The organism is Streptomyces sp. NPDC014733 (assembly GCF_043083385.1).
GTDB lineage: Bacteria > Actinomycetota > Actinomycetes > Streptomycetales > Streptomycetaceae > Streptomyces.
This window is the reverse complement of the sequence record NZ_JBIBYO010000002.1, coordinates 615,821-631,818: the sequence shown is the minus strand read 5'-3', so window position 1 is coordinate 631,818 and position 15,998 is coordinate 615,821. Positions and strand designations below refer to the sequence as shown.

The following is a 15,998-nucleotide window of genomic DNA, read 5'->3' as shown; positions in this document are numbered from 1 at the left end:
CCGTTTCCGCTGACGGGAGGATCCGCCCGGCTCACGCCTTCCCGCCTCGGTGCCCGCCGCGCCCCAGCAGCAGCGTCGCGCCCGCCGCCGGGATCAGCCCGGCGGCCGCGAGCAGCATGCTCCACCGCATGCCGGTCAGGAAGGTGTCCGCGCCCGCCAGCAGTGCCCCGAAGACCGCCACCGCGATCGCTCCGCCGGTCTGGCGGGCGGTGTTGAGGACGGCGGAGGCGGTGCCCGCCCGGTCGCCGGGAACGGCGTCGAGCAGCATCGCTGTCAGGGCCGGGACCGTCAGTGCCCCGCCGAGGCCGACCGGCACCATCAGCGCGGCCACCACCCACACCCCGGTGTGCGGGCCGACGGTCAGCAGGGCCAGCAGTCCGGCCGCGCCGACGAGTTGCCCCGCCACCATCGGCGTCCGCGGGCCGAACCGGGCGGCCAGTTTCGCCGAGGCCAGGTTCACCACCGCGACCAGCGCCGTCATCGGGAGGAACAGCAGGCCCGCGTGGAGCACGGACTGCCCGCGTTCCTGCTGGAGGAAGAGGCTGAAGACGAACACCCCGCCGTAATAGGCCGCGTTGAGCATGAAGCCGACCGCCAGGGAGACCACCACCGTCCGCGAGCGGAACAGCGCCGGCGGCAGCATCGGGTGCGCGCCCTTGGCCTGGGTGACCCCGAAGGCGGTGGCCGCGGCCACCGCGACCAGCAGCGACGCCACCACGAGCGGCCGTCCGAAGCCCTGGTCGCCGCCCTCGATCACGCCGTACGTCAGGGCGCCCATCGCGAGGACCGCCGTCAGCTGCCCGGCCGTGTCCGTGCGGGCGGGCGTGCGCGGGGAGGCGGGTACGCGGGTGAGGAGGGCGAGCGCCAGCAGGCCCGCCGGGAGGTTGACGAAGAAGATCCACCGCCAGCCGACGGACGCGGTGAGCACCCCGCCGAGCACCGGCCCGGCCGCCACCGCGAGGGCGCCGCCCACCGTCCAGACGGCGACGGCCCGGGCCCGCTCCGCCCGGTCGGGGAAGCCCTGCCGGACCAGCGCCAGCGACGCCGGCATCATCACCGCCGCCGCACCGCCCTGCACCAGCCGGGCCGCCACCAGCACACCGGGGCCGGACGCCAGTCCGCACGCGGCCGAGGCCAGCCCGAAGAGCACCAGGCCGCCGCCGTACGCCCGCCGGGCCCCGACACGGTCGGCGAGGGCGCCCGCGGAGAGCATCAGGGCGGCGAAGGTCAGCGTGTAGCCGTCCACCACCCACTGCAGGCCGGACATGCCGCCGCCGAGGCTGCGGCCGATGTCGGGCAGGGCGACGGTGACGATCAGTGCGTCCAGCGAGATGAGGAAGAAGCCCAGCAGGGCGGCGCCGAGCACCGTACGGGATCCGCCCCGGGGGGTCTGCGGGGCCGGGCCGGTGGTGCGGGCGGCCCGGGAGGGGCCGGGCAGCGTGGTCATCAGGTCACTCCTGGGGTGTTCTCGAAAGGGTGGGGCCGGGGGCGGCCGGGGGAGGTGTCAGCCGGCGAAGTCGGTGGAGCGGGTGAGCGCTTCCCAGGTGCGGAGTTCGGCGCGGGCGCGGTCGAGGTGGCCGGTGAGGGCGTCGGCGGCGTCGTTGCCGAGGGGCAGCCGCAGCGGCGGTGCGTCGGCGTCCAGCGCGGTGAGGACGGCCGCCGCGGCCCGGGCCGGGTCGCCGGGCTCCCGGCCGCTCCCGCCCGGCAGCCCGGAGCGGACGGGACCCACCGTGTCCGCGTAGGCGTCCAGGACGGGGGCGGTCCGCAGCGCCCCGGCGCCGGCGAAACCGGTACGGAACGCGCCGGGTTCGACGATCAGCACCCGGATGCCGTGCGGGGCGACCTCGGCGGCCAGCGCTTCGGAGAGCCCTTCCAGGGCGAACTTGGTGGCGCAGTAGGCGCCGACCCCGGCGAACGCGAACCGTCCGCCCATGCTGGTCAGCTGGACGACGGCGCCCGAGCCGCGGCGTCGCATGTGCGGCAGTACGGCCCGGGTGAGCGCGGCCGGGCCGAAGAAGTGCAGGTCCATCAGGTCCCGCAGCTCCGCGTCGGAGGTCTCCTCGACCGCTCCGACCATGCCCCGGCCGGCGTTGTTGACCAGGACGTCGATCCGGCCGTGCCGGGCCGCCACGCCGTCGGCCGCGGCACGGACGGCCGTGAGGTCGGTGACGTCCAGCGGGAGCGCCTCGACCTGGTCCGGGTGCGCGGCGACCAGGTCGTCGAGGAGTGCGGTGCGGCGGGCGGCGGCGACCACGATGTCGCCCGCGGCCACCGCGGCCTCGGTGAGCGCCCGGCCGAATCCGCTGCTCGCCCCGGTGATCAGCCACACCTTGTTCATGTCGGTCCCCTCGTGCCGGTGGGCCGCCGTGTGTGGCGGTCCGTGCGGTAACCACCGTGCGCCGGGGGCCCGTTGCCCGTCCAAGACCCGCTGTGATAACCGATGGTTATGGATGTTCACGGACGGGACCTGCGGTACTTCACCGCGGTGGCGGAGGAACTGCACTTCACACGCGCGGCCGAGCGGCTGTACGTCTCGCAGCCCGCGCTGAGCAAGCAGATCAGGGCGCTGGAGAAGCAGGTGGGGGCGGCGCTGTTCGACCGCGACCGGCGCGAGGTGCGGCTGACCGCGGCCGGTGCGGCGCTGCTGCCGCACGCCCGGCGCATCGTCGCGGAGTGGGAGACGGCCCGGGAGACGGTGGCCCGCGTGGTGGCGGACCGGGCGGCCACCCTCGTCGTGGGGATGAGCACCAGCCCGGGGCGCGGGGGCGTGCTGCCGGCGATCCGCTCCCGCTTCACCGCCGCCTGCCCCGGCGCCCGTCTCACGCTGCGTCAGGCGTCCTGGGACGACCCGACCGCCGGGCTCGCCGACGGGACGTGCGACGTGGCGTTCGTCTGGCTGCCGCTGCCCGATCCGGACCGCTACCGGTGGACGGTGGTCGCCGAGGAACCCCGGCTGGTCGCCATGGCCGGCACCCATCCGCTCGCCCGGCGGGAGAGCCTCGACTTCACCGAGCTGCTGGACGAGCCGTTCCTCGCCCTGCCCGCCGGCGCCGGACCGCTGCGGGAGTACTGGCTCGCCACCGACGTCCGTGGCGGGCGGCCGGCCCGGATCGGCGCGGAGGTGGCGAGCACCGAGGAGACGTACGAGGCGCTCGTCGCGGGGCTGGGCGTGGTCCTGGTGGCGGCCGGGAACGCCCCGCTGATCAGCCTCGGCGGGGTCGTCACCCGTACGGTGCGGGGCGTCTCGCCCAGCCGCTTCGTGCTGGCCCGGCGCGCCGGCGACCGCCGCCCGCTGGTACGGGAGTACGTGCGGGCGGGTGAGCTGGCGACCGGTGCCGGGGGCTGAGCCGGGGCCCGGTGGGCCCGGTGCCCGGCGGATTCCGGGCGCCGGGCCCACCGGGGTGTCAGCTCAGCCGTTCCGCGGCGTACACCTCCATCGCGTCCCGCTGGTAGGCGGCCAGCCCCTCCGCGATGCGGTCGAAGTTGGCACGGAACCGGGGGTCGTCGGTGTAGGTCGCCGCCAGGCCGCGGTACGCCTGCGCGTTCGGCGTCCAAAAGCGGCAGATGCCGCGGTGGTGGGCGTCGGTCTCGGCCTGGACCGCGGGGTCGGTGACAGGGGTGCCGGCCACCATGAACTCCGCCATCCGGATCATCTGGGCCGTCGCCTCCCGCTGCCACCGCTCGGCGTCCTCGTCGGTCATCGCCTCGGTGGCGCGCCGCGACTGCTCCCACGCCTGCGGCCAGCGCTCGCGGACCTCGGCGTCCGTCTCCGGGTCGTGCTCGAAGCCCTCGAAGAGGTTCTCGGGCCGGTTGATGCCGTTCATGTCGGGGTGTTCCCTGCCTTCCTCCAGTGCGGCGAGGGTGCGGCCGACCGTGCCGGCCAGCGTCGTCAGCCGGTCCCGCTCCGCCAGCAGCCGGGTGTGGTGCTCGCGGAGCACGGCGACCCGGTCCGCGCGGCGCTCCAGCACCGCCCGGATCTCGCGCAGCGACAGGCCCAGCTCCCGCATCAGCAGGATCTGCTGGAGCCGCAGGAGTTCCGCCTCGCCGTAGCGGCGGTGGCCGTTGCTCCCCGTTCCGGCCGGCGGCAGCAGGCCGATGCCGTCGTAGTGCCGCAGCGTCCGGGACGTCACCCCGCTCATCCGGGCGACCTCGGCGATCGACCAGGTCATGGCGGTATCCCTTCCTCGCCGGGCCGGTCTCTCCGGCCCTGGTCACGACCGTAGGAGTTGACGCAACGGCAACCGCAAGCGGCGGTCAGCCCGCGTAGTGCCCCAGGCCCCTGGGCACGTAGACGCCGTGTCCGGCACGGCCCGTGTGGCGGCGGTTGTCGATCACCACGGTGCCACGGGAGAGCACCGTCTCGACCCGCCCGGTCACGCGCCGGCCCTCGTACGCGGAGTAGTCGACGTTCATGTGGTGGGTGCGGGCCGACAGGGTCTGTTCGGCGTGCGGGTCGTAGATGACGAGGTCGGCGTCGGAGCCGGGGGCGATGGTGCCCTTCTTGGGGTGGAGACCGAACATCCGGGCCGGGGCGGTGCAGGCGATCTCGATCCAGCGGCGGCGGTCGATGTGCCCGTCGACGACCGCCTGGTGGAGCAGGTCCATGCGGTTCTCGACGCCGGGCAACCCGTTGGGGATCTTCGAGAAGTCGCCGCGGCCCAGCTCCTTCTGGCCCGTGAAGCAGAACGGGCAGTGGTCGGTGGAGACCACCTGGAGGTCGTCGGTGCGCAGCGCCCGCCAGAGGGTCTCCTGGTGTTCGGCCGGGCGCAGCGGGGTGGAGCAGACGTACTTGGCGCCCTCGAAGTCCGGTTCGGCGAGGTTGTCGGTCGACAGAAAAAGGTACTGCGGGCAGGTCTCGCCGTAGACCGGCAGCCCCTCGTCGCGGGCGCGCACCAGCTCCGCGACGGCTTCGCGCGCCGAGACGTGCACGACGTAGACGGGGGCGCCCGCCACCTGCGCGAGCTTGATGACGCGGTGGGTCGCCTCGGCCTCCAGGAGCGCCTTGCGGACCTCGCCGTGGTGGCGCGGGTCCCGTTCGCCGCGGGCCAGGGCCTGTTCGACGAGGACGTCGATGGCGAGGCCGTTCTCCGCGTGGGTCATCACCAGGGCGCCGTTGTCGGCGGCGCGCTGCATGGCGCGCAGGATCTGCCCGTCGTCGGAGAGGAACACCCCGGGGTAGGCGGTGAAGAGCTTGAAGGAGCTGACGCCGGCTTCGACGAGGCGGTCCATCTCCTTCAGGGAGGCGGCATTCACATCGGACATGATCATGTGGAAGGCGTAGTCGATCGCGCAGACGCCGTCCGCCTTGGCGTGCCAGGTGTCGAGCCCCTCCTGGAGGGAGCCGCCCTTGGACTGGATGGCGAAGTCGACGAGGGTGGTGGTGCCGCCCCAGGCCGCGGCGAGGGTGCCGGTCTCGAAGGTGTCGGAGGCCCGGGTGCCGCCGAACGGCATCTCCATGTGGGTATGGGCGTCGACACCGCCGGGGATGACGTACTTCTGCGCGGCGTCGATGACGCGGTCGGCCTGCCAGTCGTGGCTGCCATGGGTGGCGAGTGCCACCACCCGGCCGCCCTCGACGAGGACATCGGCGTGGAGCTCGTCGGCAGCGGTGATCACCAGGCCGCCGGTAATGAGAGTGCGTGTCACGTCCGGTCTCCCTCACTGCGCCACGGTTGCGTGCCGTGCGGCGGGCGGCCCGGCGCGGACGGCCGCCCGTGCCGCGGACGGTGACCCGCGGCGGGCCGCCGTCCGCTTCCTTCCGTACGGGTGCCCGCGCGCGGCGGGGCGGGCCCGTGCGGCGCCGGTTCCCGGGCGGGAAGGAGACCGTAGAAGCATGGCAGCCGCGGGGGCAATACCGTGTCCGCCGCCCGCGCGGGGCGGCCGCGTGGCGCCGCCGGTCATCCGGCCGGTTGAACGGTGCGGCACACGGTGCGGCCGGGGAGGTATGGACCAAGAGGGGTGCGGGAGGCGCGGAATGGGCAGGTAACCGACGCCGCCGGGGGACGCCCCTCACCGCTCCGGGATGCGGAGGGCGGGGCCGCCGGGGAGGGCGCGGACGCCACACGGCACGGGCGGCAGGAGCGGACCGACACCGGGCAGAGAGGCGGCACTTCATGCAGTGGAGCACGCCGTGGGAGTTCTCCGACGACCGCGGACGTCTGGCGGTGGCCGGCGAACGGCCGTCGCGGATCATCGCGTACATCCAGGCCGGGGCGACGCTGTGGGATCACGGCGTCCGTCCGGTGGGGCTCTTCGGGTCGCAGCACGACGGGGCGGTGCCGGACCGGACGAAGAGCGGGGAGCTGCCCCGGGAGGGCATCCCGTATCTGGGCGCGGGGGCGGCGGTGCATCCGGACACCGTGCTGGGGGCGGCGCCGGATCTGGTGGTGGCCGTCACCTACGACGGTGCGGCGGTGTACGGCCTGGCGGCGAAGACGGCGCGGGAGGTGGAGGCGCACGTGCCGGTGGTGGCGCTGGGCGTGGGGCCCGGCCGGGGGCTGGCCGTGGTGCGGGAGCGGTTCGCGGCGCTCGCCGGGTCGCTGGGCGCGGGCGAGACGGCGGGCGCCGCGCTCGCGCTGGACGACGCGGAGGACGCGTTGCGCACGGCGGCGGGCGACGGGCCGCGGCCCCGGGTGCTCGCGCTGTCGGCGGCCGGTCCCGAGCAGGTGTATCTGGCGCGGCCGGGGGCCTGGCCGGATCTGCGGACGCTGCGGGAGCACGGGGTGGCGCTGCTGGAGCCGGCCGCCGGGCCCGGCGCGAACTGGGCGACGGCCACCTGGGCCGAGGTCGCGGCGCTCCGCCCGGACATCGTGCTGAGCGATGTCCGGGCCAACGCCGCGGCGCCGGAGTCGCTGCGCGGCGGCGCGCACTGGCAGGCGGTGGCGGCGTCGGCCCGGCTGGTCGGCTGGAACCCGGAGGCGCCGTGCAGCCGCCGGGCGCACGCGCGGTTCTTCCGTGAGGTGGCGGCGGCGATCCGCGGCGCGGCCGGGCGGTGACCCGGCGCGGGCCGCGGACGCCGGCCTACTCCGGCGGGGTCGGGGTGTCGTGGCTGCGGTACATCGCCTGGACGTCCAGCTCCAGCTTGACGGTGGGGCCGACGACGGCGATGCCGCGGGCGAGCATGGTGCGCCAGTTCAGGGTGTAGTCCTCGCGGTGCAGTTCGGCCTTGGCGAGCGCCGCGCAGCGCAGCTCCTGGCCGTAGCCGCCGTTGACGACGCCGAGGTAGGAGGTGTCGAGGGCGACGGTCCGGCTGACGCCGTGCATGCTCAGCGAACCCTGGAGCTGCCACTGCGAACCGCCGCGGTGCACGAAGCGGTTGCTGGAGAAGTGGATGTACGGGTAGTTCTCGACGTCCAGGAAGTCCGCGGAGCGCAGATGGTTGTCGCGGGTCCGGTTGCCGGTGGTGATGCTCGCCGCGTCGATCCGCACCTCGACGTGGGAGTGGGCCATGTCGGCGCCGACGCGGATACCGCCCTCGAAGCGGGTGAACCGGCCGTGCACGTTGGCCATGCCGACGTGGCGGGCGATGAAGCGGATCGCGGTGTGCGGCGGGTCGAAGAGCCAGGTGCCGGCGGTGGGCAGCTCCAGGGCGCGGGCCTCGGTGAGCCGCACCGGCTCGGGCTCCGCACCGTGTCCGGCCGTGACCTCGACGGTCTCCTGGTGGGGCTGGAGGGAGTCGACCGACACCATCAGGCTGTAGCGGCCGGGCGGCAGCGCCGCGGCGAACAGGCCGAACGGGTCGGTGGTGCCCTTGTGGACGACCTTGCGGCTGGTGACCGCGGTGACCGTGACGTCCGCGCCGTCGACCGGCTGCCCCGAGGGGTCGGTGACCGTACGGGCGAGACCGCCGGCGCCCACCGGCAGGGCCAGCCGGATGCCCGCTCCGCCGCGTGCGCGGCCGGACCGGCCACGCCGGAGGAGTGCGAAAGCCATGGTTGTGCAACCTTTCGTCGGCGTGCGGTGCCCGGCCGCGGGGCCGGCACCGGCATCCATGATCTTGGAACGTCCGGCGGGTGTCCGGGTGTCTCATTTCGAGACACCCGGGGCGGCGACGGCCGGTGTCCCGGGGCGCGGGCGGCGCCGCGACCGGTCGCCGCCGCGGTCGGCCCCAGTACGGTGGAGCGGTTGTGACTTGTACAGATTCCTTCCGTTCCGGGCCCGAGCCGACGCTGATCCGCGAGGCGCGGGCGCGGTTCCTGGCCGGGTGTCCACTGCCCGACGGGGTGCCCGAGCCGCTGGTCTCCGCCTGGCGCCGGGCCGTGTTCTTCGGCGTCCCGCACGATCTGGGCGCGGCCGCGGCGCCGCGCGCGCCGGGTGACGGGCCGCTGGCCGCGGCCGCCCGGCCGGTGCTGGAGCGGCTGGCCGGGGCGTTGGACGACGGGGAGCGGCGGGTGCTCGTCGCCGATGCGCGGTGCCGGGTGGTCTGCCGCGGCGGTCCGCCGTCGCCGGGGACGCTCCGCGACGATCTGTCGGAGGAGGTCGTGGGGCACAACAGCGCGGCGCTGGCGCTGCGGTACGGGCAGCGGTCCGAGACGCACGGCCCGGAGCACTTCCTCGACCTGTGGCAGGAGGTGTCGGCGGTGAGCGTGCCGGTGCGGCGGCCGGGCGCGGCGCGGGCGCTGGGCACGGTCACCCTCGTGCGCGGGCTGTGCGACGGAGGCGGCGGGCATCCGGACACGGCGCTGGCGGAGGCGGTGGCCGCGGCGGTCGAGGCGGAGTGGGCGGCGCGGGGGCCGCGGGAGCCGGAGCGGCGGTTGCTGGACGCGTTCGCGCGGGAGCGGGCGGCCGGGCGGGCGGTGCTCGCCTTCGACGGCCGCAGCCGGCTGGTGAGCGAGGCGGCGGCCGCGCTGCTGTCGCCGGAGGCGGTGGACGGGCTGGAGCGGCAGGCGGTGGCGCTGCTCGGGGCGGACGGTCCGGCGGGCCGCTGGGACGGGGAGCCGGTGGTGCGGTGGGGCGGCGCGGTCGCCGCGCGGCTGCGGGCGGTACGGGACTCCGGGGCGGTCACCGGGGCGCTCGCGGTGGTCGAGGAGGAGGCGGGCGGTGCGGGCCGGGAGCCCGGGGCGGACGCCGTTCCCTGTGTGCCGCCGGGGAGTTCGGCGGTCTGGCGGCACACCGTGGAGCGGGCCGTGGACCTGTTCTCCTGCCCGCGCCCGCTGCTGCTGACCGGGGAGCGCGGGACGGGCAAGTCGACGCTGGGCCGGGCGCTGCTGCGCGGCCCGGACGGCGCGGCGCAGCCGCTGACCGTCGATGCGGCGTGCGCGCCCGACGGGGAACTGGCGGCGCTGCGCCCGTATCCGGCGGCGGACGGCGGCGAGGGCCCGGCGCCGTTGCTGCTGCGGCACGTCGAGCGGTTGGGGCAGCGGGACGTGGCGGCGCTGGTGGCGCTGCTCGACGAGCGGCCGCGGCTGCCGCTGGTGGTCACCCACACCCCGGGCACCGAGGCCGGCCCGTGTCTCGCCCGGCTGCTCGACACCCTCGGGGCGCGGTCGGTGACGCTCCCTCCGCTGCGGGAGCGCCCGGAGGACCTGCCCGCCCTGCTGACCCGGCTGGCCCCGCCGCCGTCGCCCGGCCATCCGCCGCTGACCTGGACGCTGGAGGCGGTACGGGCGCTGGAGGCGCACCCCTGGCCGGGGAATGTCACCGAACTCGCCGCGCTGGTGCGGGAGGTGGCGCGGGGGCGGCGGTCCGCCGGGCCGGTGCGCCGCGAGGAGCTGCCGCGGTCCGTGCGCCGCCGGGCCGCCCCGCCGCCGGGCACCGTCGAGCGCGCCGAGCGGGAGACGATCCTGGCGGCGCTGCGTACCCACGGCGGCAACAAGGCGCGGGCCGCCGCCTCGCTCGGCATCGCACGGGCGACCCTGTACCGGAAGCTGCGCGGGTACGGGTGAGGCGCCGGGCGCGCGGGCGGCGCCCGGCACTCCGCCGCAGGCCGCCCGCGCGCCCGTCCGGCCCCCCTTGACGTTTTCTGGCAACAAACCTAACTTTCACGCGTTCCTCCCCACCCCACATCGGGAGACCCCATGAAACGCACCTCAACGCATCTGCTGTTATGGGCAGTTGCCCTGTTGGCCGGAGTCGGCCTGGTCGGCATCCGGACCGTCGCGAGCGCCGAGGGCGGCACTCCCCCGGGCGCCCCCGGGCCCACGACCGCCGCCCCGGCCGCCCCCTCGTCCGCGCCGCCCGCGCACCGCGCCGCACCCCTCTGGCGGGCCGACCCGGCCACCGGCACCAAGCCGTTCGAGGGCGTGGAGACCAAGCCCGGACAGGTCTCCGTCGTCGACGATCCGGCCGGGCGGTACGGGAAGACGTACGCGCTGCACACCTCGGGTCACAAGCTCGACGACGCCACGCGGGTCCGGGTCGAGACGCGCGGACAGCGCACCTCGGGCGGGCCGCTGCGCTTCGCGAAGGAGGGTGACGTCTTCTACATCGGCTGGCGCTCGATGTGGGGCCCGCTGCCCACCAGGAAGGGCGACTGGGTGACGCTGTGGCAGCTCAAGGACTACGGCTCCGGCGCCGCCACCCCGCCGCTGTCGCTGCGCGCCCGCGGTGACGGCACCGTCGACCTGGAGTACTGCGACCCGAAGCTGAAAACCACCACGCTGTGGCACACCGGCCTGAAGCTCAACTCCTGGCACTCGTTCGTCGTCGGTCTGAAGATCTCCAAGGATCCGGCGAAGGGCTGGGTGAAGCTGTGGCACAACGGTGCCGCCCAGAAGCTGGCGGGCAACGCCGCGCAGTACCGGGCGGCCACGCTGCGGGCCGGGTGGGTCACCGACAAGTGGGGCGTCTACCGCTCCGACGGCGTCACCGGCGCGGCCACCGCGTACCTCAACGACGCCGCGGTGGGCCGCGCGTACGGCGACGTCGCCCCCTGACGCCGTATCAGGCGGCGGGGAGACGGGCGCGGGCGTCGGCCAGCGCTCCGGCCAGCGCCTCCGCGCCCTCCTCCGCCTCGGCGACGTTCAGCGTCATCGGCGGGGCGATGCGCAGACACGCGCCGCCCCGGCCGCCCTTGCCGACGAGCAGTCCGCGCTCCCGGGCCGCCTCCACGACCAGCGAGGCGGCCTCGGCGGACGGTTCGCCGGTGCCGGGCCGGACCAGTTCCACGCCGATCATCAGGCCCCGCCCGCGCACCTCGCGGACGAGATCGCTCGTGGCGGCGACGGCCCGCAGCCGTTCGATGAGCAGCCCGCCGACCCGCCGGGCGTTGCCCTGGAGGTCGTGGTCGATCAGGTAGGTGAGGTTGGCGAGACCGGCGGCGGCGGTGACCGGGCTGCCGCCGAACGTCGAGATGGAGTGGGCGCTCATCGCGTCCATCACCTCGGCGCGGGCGACGACCCCGCCCAGGGACATGCCGTTGCCGAGGCCCTTGGCGAAGGTCAGCAGATCGGGCGGGCCGTTCCCGGCGTGCGCCTGCCAGCCCCAGAAGTGGTCGCCGGTGCGGCCCCAGCCGGTCTGCACCTCGTCGCTGATCCAGAGGATGCCGTGCCGGTCCAGCACCTCCCGGAAGGCAGCGTAGAGCCCGTCCGGCGGGGAGGTGAAGCCGCCGATGCCCTGGACCGGTTCGGCGATCAGCGCGGCGACGCCCCCGGCGGTCTGCGCCAGCACGTCCTCCAGGTCGGCGACGCACGCCGCGAGGTACTCGGCGTCGCCGAGCCCGGCGTACGGGCCGCGGCTGCGGACACCCCCGTGGACGTAGAGCGTCTGGAGCGGCGACAGGCTGGTCGGGGACCAGCTGGCGTTGCCGGTGACGGCGACGGTGGAGAAGGAGCGGCCGTGGTAGCTGTTGCGCATCGCCAGGATCTGGTTGGAGCGGCGGTACGCGGTGGCGAGCAGCAGCGCGGTGTCGTTGGCCTCGGTGCCCGAACTGGTGAAGAAGACCCGGGCGTCGGGGATGCCGGAGAGCGCGGCGATGCGTTCGGCCAGCTCCACCATGGGGCGGGAGAGGTAGAGCGTCGAGGTGTGCAGGATCCGGCCGGCCTGCGCGGTGACGGCGGCGGTGACCTCCGGCAGCGCGTGCGCCGTCATGGTGGTGAGGATGCCGCCGAAGAAGTCGAGGTAGCGATTGCCCTCGGCGTCCCAGACGTGGCGGCCCGCGCCGTGGGTCAGTTCCAGTGGCCGTTCGTAGTAGAGGTCGAGCCAGGAGGGCAGCACCGCGCGGTGGCGGGCGAGCAGCGCCCCGGGGGCGCCGTCGGCCGTCACGGGCGCACCAGCCCCTCGTACGCGTCGGGCCGGCGGTCGCGGTAGAACGCCCACTGCTGACGGACCTCGTCGATCAGCCCGAAGTCGAGGTCGCGGACGACGAGTTCCTCCTTGCCGTCGTCGGCGACGGCGCCGACGAACTGGCCGCGGGGGTCGACGAAGTAGCTGCTGCCGTAGAAGTCGTTGTCGCCGTACTCCTCGGTGCCGACGCGGTTGATGGCGGCGACGAAGTACTCGTTGGCGACGGCGGCGGCGGGCTGCTCCAGCTTCCAGAGATAGGCGGAGAGGCCGCGGGAGGTGGCGGAGGGGTTGTAGACGAGCTGGGCGCCGCCGAGGCCGAGCTGGCGCCAGCCCTCGGGGAAGTGGCGGTCGTAGCAGATGTAGACGCCGACCTTGCCGACGGCGGTGTCGAAGACCGGCCACCCGGCGTTGCCCGGCTTGAAGTAGTACTTCTCCCAGAACCCCTTGACCTGCGGGATGTGGTGTTTGCGGTAGATGCCGAGCACGGTGCCGTCGGCGTCGATGACGGCCGCGGTGTTGTAGTACACGCCGGACTGCTCGACCTCGAAGACGGGGGCGACGACGACCATGCCGGTCTCGCGGGCGAGGGCCCGCATCCGGGTGATCGTCGGGCCGTCCGGGACCGGCTCGGCCCAGCGGTAGTGCTCCGCTTCCTGCACCTGGCAGAAGTACGGGGCGTTGAAGACCTCCTGGAAGCCGATGATCTTCGCGCCCTGCCCGGCCGCCTCACGGGCGTGGGCCTCATGCTTCGCGATCATCGATTCGGTGTCGCCCGTCCAGGTCGCCTGGACCAGTGCGGCTCGCACAACATCGGCCATGAACAGCTCCTTTGTCGGCGCGTCAGGCTGCGGGCCACGCGGTCTCGGGCGGGCCCTGCGCGCGTGCAGGCGACCGTAAGCCCCGCCGCGTATCGGGGCAAGCCCCCCTCCGGTGCGTCGCGGGGCGCGCCCGGCACGGACGCGGCCACACCGCCCCCCCCCGGGAAGTCCGACAGGGAAACTTGCAAGTTTCCCTGTCGGACTTCTACGGTGGCGGCATGGACGACGCGCAGAACCCGGAGCCCGGACCGCTCGCCTCCGACCTCGCGGCGGCGGTCGGTCTGCTGATGCGTCATCTGCGGGCCGCGGCGCCGCTCGGCGGGGTGACCCCGACCCAGCGCGCGGTCCTGGCCCGCCTCGACCGGGACGGCCCGGCGACCACCGCGGCGCTGGCCCGCGCGGAGCTGGTCCGCCCGCAGTCGATGCGGCTGACGCTGGCGGCGCTGGAGGAGCACGGCGTCGTGGCGCGCACCCCGCATCCGACCGACGGGCGGCAGGTCGTCCTCTCCCTCACCGACGAGGGCCGGCGCCTGATCGGCGAGGCGCGGCAGGCCAAGCGGGACTGGCTGACCGACGCGCTCGCCGAGCGGCTGACCGACGAGGAGCGCCGCACCCTCGCCGAGGCGACGGCGCTGCTGCGCCGGGTGGCCGGCCCGTGAGCCGGACCCCGTCGGCCCCATGACTCCCCACGGCGCCCGCCCGTTGGCGCCGGCGCCACCGCACCCTTCTTCCCTGGAGACCTCATGTCCGTGACCACGCTCGACCCCACCGCCGCCCTCGTCGTGATCGACCTGCAGAAGGGCATCGCCGGGCTGCCCACCGTCCACCCCTCGGACGAGGTCATCGCCCGCTCCGCCCGGCTGGCCGCCGCGTTCCGCGCGCGGGAGCTGCCCGTGGTGCTGGTGAACGTCACCGGCGGAGCACCGGGCCGCACCGAGAGCGCCCGCGCGGGCGGCACGCCACCCGCCGACTGGGCCGAGCTGGTGCCCGAGCTGGACCGGCAGTCCGGCGACCTCCTCGTCACCAAGCAGGTGTGGGGCGCCTTCCACGCCACCGCCCTCGACCTGGAACTGCGCCGCCGCGGGGTGACGCAGGTGGTCCTCACCGGCATCGCCACCAGCATCGGCGTGGAGTCCACCGCCCGCGCCGCGTACGAGCACGGCTACCACGTCACCGTCGCCACCGACGCGGTGACCGACATGGACGAGGGGGCGCACCGCAACAGCCTGGAGAAGATCTTCCCGCGGCTCGGCGAGACCGGCACCACGGACGAGATCATCGCCCTGCTGGGCTGACACCTCCCGGGGGGTGTCTTTTCGCTCTTCGAGGGTCAGGTCGTGGCGTCCGGTGCCGTGCATCGCAAGGCGGAGCCCCGCCCTCGGACGGGGTGTCCGCGGGCGGGGCGACAACGCGGCGAGGTGCGGTACCGGGCGTCACGGCCCCGCGAAGAGCGGAGAGACACCTCCCGGCCCTCCGGCGCCGCCCGCCGCCCCCGCGGCCGGGCGGCGCTCGTGCCAGCGCAGGGCGTCCTGGAGCTGGGCGGTCAGCGACAGCAGCCGGGCGTCGCCGTCGGCGGGCCCCAGCAGCTGCGCGCCGAGCGGCAGTCCGCCCGCGGTGAAGCCGGCCGGGACGTTCACCGCCGGCCAGCCCAGGACGTTCCACGGCCAGGCGTACGGGCAGGCCGCGATCATGGCCTGATCGGTACGGCGGCCGTCGAGCCCGGCGAGGGCGCCGATCCGTAGCGGCGGGGTGGCGGTGGTCGGTGTCAGCAGCACGTCGTAGCGGCCGAACAGTGCGCCGATGCGGCGCCGTTGGCGGGGTTCGGCGGCGCGCGCCCGGCGCAGCGCCGGGCCGCTCAGCAGCCGCCCCATGCGGGCCGCGCCGCGGGTGCGCCGGTCCAGCAGCGCCGGGTCGGGCACCCGCGCCGCCCACTCCCGCACCCCGGCGGTGGCGCGCGGCACGAACGCCAGGCCGATCAGTCCGTAGTCCGGGTCGGCCTCCTCGACGAAGTGGCCGAGCCCGGCGAGCGTCCGGGCGACCGCGGTCACCGCGCGCCGGACGTCCGGGTGGAGCGGGGTGGCGGTGGCGGTGAACGGCGGCTTCCAGGAGAGTGCGACGCGCAGCCGGCCGGGGTCGCGGCGGACGGCCTCGCGGGCGGCGAGCGGCGGCGGCCGGTGCAGGTCGCCGGGGTGGCTGCCGCTCGCCGCGTCCAGCAGCAGCGCCGCGTCCTCGACGGTGCGGGTCAGCGGCCCGATACCGGTGATGCCCTGGAACGACTCGGCGTCCGGCCAGGTGGAGAAGGTGCCGCGCCGCGGTTTGACGCCGACCAGATGTGTCCAGGCGGCGGGGATACGGACCGAGCCCGCGCCGTCGGTGCCGAGCGCGGCGGGGACCAGACCCGCGGCGACGGCGGCGGCGCTGCCCCCGGAGGAGCCGCCCGGGGTGTGGTCGAGATGCCAGGGGTTGCGGGTGTCCCCGAAGGCCGGGCCCTCGGTGAACGGCCACTGGCCCAGCTCGCAGGCGTTGGTCTTGCCGACGACGATCGCCCCGGCCGCCCGCAGCCGCCGCACCACCTCGGCGTCGGCCGCCTTGACCGGGAACTCCCCGGCGCAGCCGAACGCGGTGGGCTCGCCCGCGACGTCCATGTCGTCCTTGACCGCCACCGGCACGCCGAGCAGCGGCAGCCGCTCCCCGGCCGCCAGCCTGCGGTCGGCGTCCGCGGCCTCCGCCTCGGCGGCCTCGGCCCGTAGCCGCCGGAAGGCGTTGACGGTGGGTGCGGAGGCCGCGATGCGGTCCAGGCAGCGGCGGACGAGGGCGGCGGACGTGACCTCGCCGCCGGCCAGCGCGGCGGCCTGTTCGGCGAGCCCTTCCGGCGGACCTCCGGCGCCGGGCGGGGCGGGACGGCTCTCGCGGCTCTCGTCGATGCTCACGGCGTGCGCCTCCCCGGGGCTGCGGCGA

At 75.5% G+C, this 15,998-nt stretch carries 14 protein-coding genes; 6 read left to right on the top strand and 8 right to left on the bottom strand.

Going from position 1 to position 15,998, the window contains the following annotated elements; genetic code table 11:
* Positions 1 to 31: 31 nt before the first annotated feature.
* Positions 32 to 1,447, bottom strand: a complete 1,416-nt coding sequence (locus ACF1BH_RS07350) for an MFS transporter (RefSeq protein WP_391641440.1) — start codon at positions 1,445 to 1,447, stop codon at positions 32 to 34.
* 57 nt (positions 1,448 to 1,504) lie between these two features.
* Positions 1,505 to 2,338, bottom strand: a complete 834-nt coding sequence (locus ACF1BH_RS07345) for an oxidoreductase (RefSeq protein ID WP_391641439.1) — start codon at positions 2,336 to 2,338, stop codon at positions 1,505 to 1,507.
* A gap of 102 nt (positions 2,339 to 2,440) precedes the next feature.
* Here ACF1BH_RS07345 and ACF1BH_RS07340 point away from each other — a divergent pair, with 102 nt between their 5' ends.
* A complete protein-coding gene (locus ACF1BH_RS07340; protein WP_391641438.1) occupies positions 2,441 to 3,346 on the top strand; it encodes a LysR family transcriptional regulator in 906 nt (301 codons plus the stop codon).
* 58 nt (positions 3,347 to 3,404) lie between these two features.
* Here ACF1BH_RS07340 and ACF1BH_RS07335 read toward each other — a convergent pair whose 3' ends face one another.
* Both ACF1BH_RS07335 and hydA read right to left on the bottom strand, forming a co-directional pair.
* Positions 3,405 to 4,169 (bottom strand): MerR family transcriptional regulator, encoded by a 765-nt coding sequence (locus ACF1BH_RS07335; protein ID WP_391641437.1) that lies wholly within the window; start codon positions 4,167 to 4,169, stop codon positions 3,405 to 3,407.
* Positions 4,170 to 4,254: 85 nt separating this feature from the next.
* Entirely contained in the window at positions 4,255 to 5,646 is a 1,392-nt protein-coding gene (gene hydA / locus ACF1BH_RS07330; RefSeq protein ID WP_391641436.1) for a dihydropyrimidinase, read from the bottom strand.
* Positions 5,647 to 6,113: 467 nt separating this feature from the next.
* Between hydA and ACF1BH_RS07325 the strand changes: the two genes are divergently transcribed.
* Complete coding sequence (locus ACF1BH_RS07325; protein ID WP_391641435.1) at positions 6,114 to 6,995, top strand: ABC transporter substrate-binding protein; 882 nt, start codon at positions 6,114 to 6,116, stop codon at positions 6,993 to 6,995.
* A 25-nt stretch (positions 6,996 to 7,020) separates the two neighbouring features.
* Here ACF1BH_RS07325 and ACF1BH_RS07320 read toward each other — a convergent pair whose 3' ends face one another.
* Complete coding sequence (locus ACF1BH_RS07320) at positions 7,021 to 7,932, bottom strand: YceI family protein (RefSeq protein ID WP_391641434.1); 912 nt, start codon at positions 7,930 to 7,932, stop codon at positions 7,021 to 7,023.
* 194 nt (positions 7,933 to 8,126) lie between these two features.
* Here ACF1BH_RS07320 and ACF1BH_RS07315 point away from each other — a divergent pair, with 194 nt between their 5' ends.
* Positions 8,127 to 9,884, top strand: coding sequence for a helix-turn-helix domain-containing protein (locus tag ACF1BH_RS07315; protein ID WP_391641433.1), 1,758 nt, complete (start codon positions 8,127 to 8,129; stop codon positions 9,882 to 9,884).
* A gap of 132 nt (positions 9,885 to 10,016) precedes the next feature.
* Positions 10,017 to 10,874 carry a heparin lyase I family protein gene (locus tag ACF1BH_RS07310; protein WP_391641432.1) on the top strand — a complete coding sequence of 286 codons (858 nt, stop codon included), beginning with the start codon at positions 10,017 to 10,019 and terminating at the stop codon, positions 10,872 to 10,874.
* Positions 10,875 to 10,881: 7 nt separating this feature from the next.
* Here the strand turns inward: ACF1BH_RS07310 and ACF1BH_RS07305 are convergent, their stop codons facing one another.
* Both ACF1BH_RS07305 and ACF1BH_RS07300 read right to left on the bottom strand, forming a co-directional pair.
* Positions 10,882 to 12,201: an aspartate aminotransferase family protein gene (locus ACF1BH_RS07305; protein WP_391641431.1), complete on the bottom strand. Its 1,320-nt coding sequence runs from the start codon at positions 12,199 to 12,201 to the stop codon at positions 10,882 to 10,884.
* Positions 12,198 to 13,040, bottom strand: coding sequence for a nitrilase-related carbon-nitrogen hydrolase (locus tag ACF1BH_RS07300; protein WP_391641430.1), 843 nt, complete (start codon positions 13,038 to 13,040; stop codon positions 12,198 to 12,200). Before ACF1BH_RS07300 ends, ACF1BH_RS07305 begins: the two co-directional genes overlap by 4 nt.
* Positions 13,041 to 13,258: 218 nt before the next feature.
* Between ACF1BH_RS07300 and ACF1BH_RS07295 the strand changes: the two genes are divergently transcribed.
* On the top strand, positions 13,259 to 13,699 hold the full coding sequence (locus tag ACF1BH_RS07295; protein ID WP_391641429.1) for a MarR family winged helix-turn-helix transcriptional regulator: 441 nt from the start codon (positions 13,259 to 13,261) through the stop codon (positions 13,697 to 13,699).
* A gap of 84 nt (positions 13,700 to 13,783) precedes the next feature.
* The gene (locus tag ACF1BH_RS07290; protein WP_391641428.1) at positions 13,784 to 14,335 is read left to right on the top strand and encodes an isochorismatase family protein; all 552 of its coding nucleotides are present in this window, start codon (positions 13,784 to 13,786) and stop codon (positions 14,333 to 14,335) included.
* A 138-nt stretch (positions 14,336 to 14,473) separates the two neighbouring features.
* Here the strand turns inward: ACF1BH_RS07290 and ACF1BH_RS07285 are convergent, their stop codons facing one another.
* Positions 14,474 to 15,970, bottom strand: a complete 1,497-nt coding sequence (locus ACF1BH_RS07285) for an amidase (protein ID WP_391641427.1) — start codon at positions 15,968 to 15,970, stop codon at positions 14,474 to 14,476.
* Between the last annotated feature and the right edge of the window lie 28 nt (positions 15,971 to 15,998).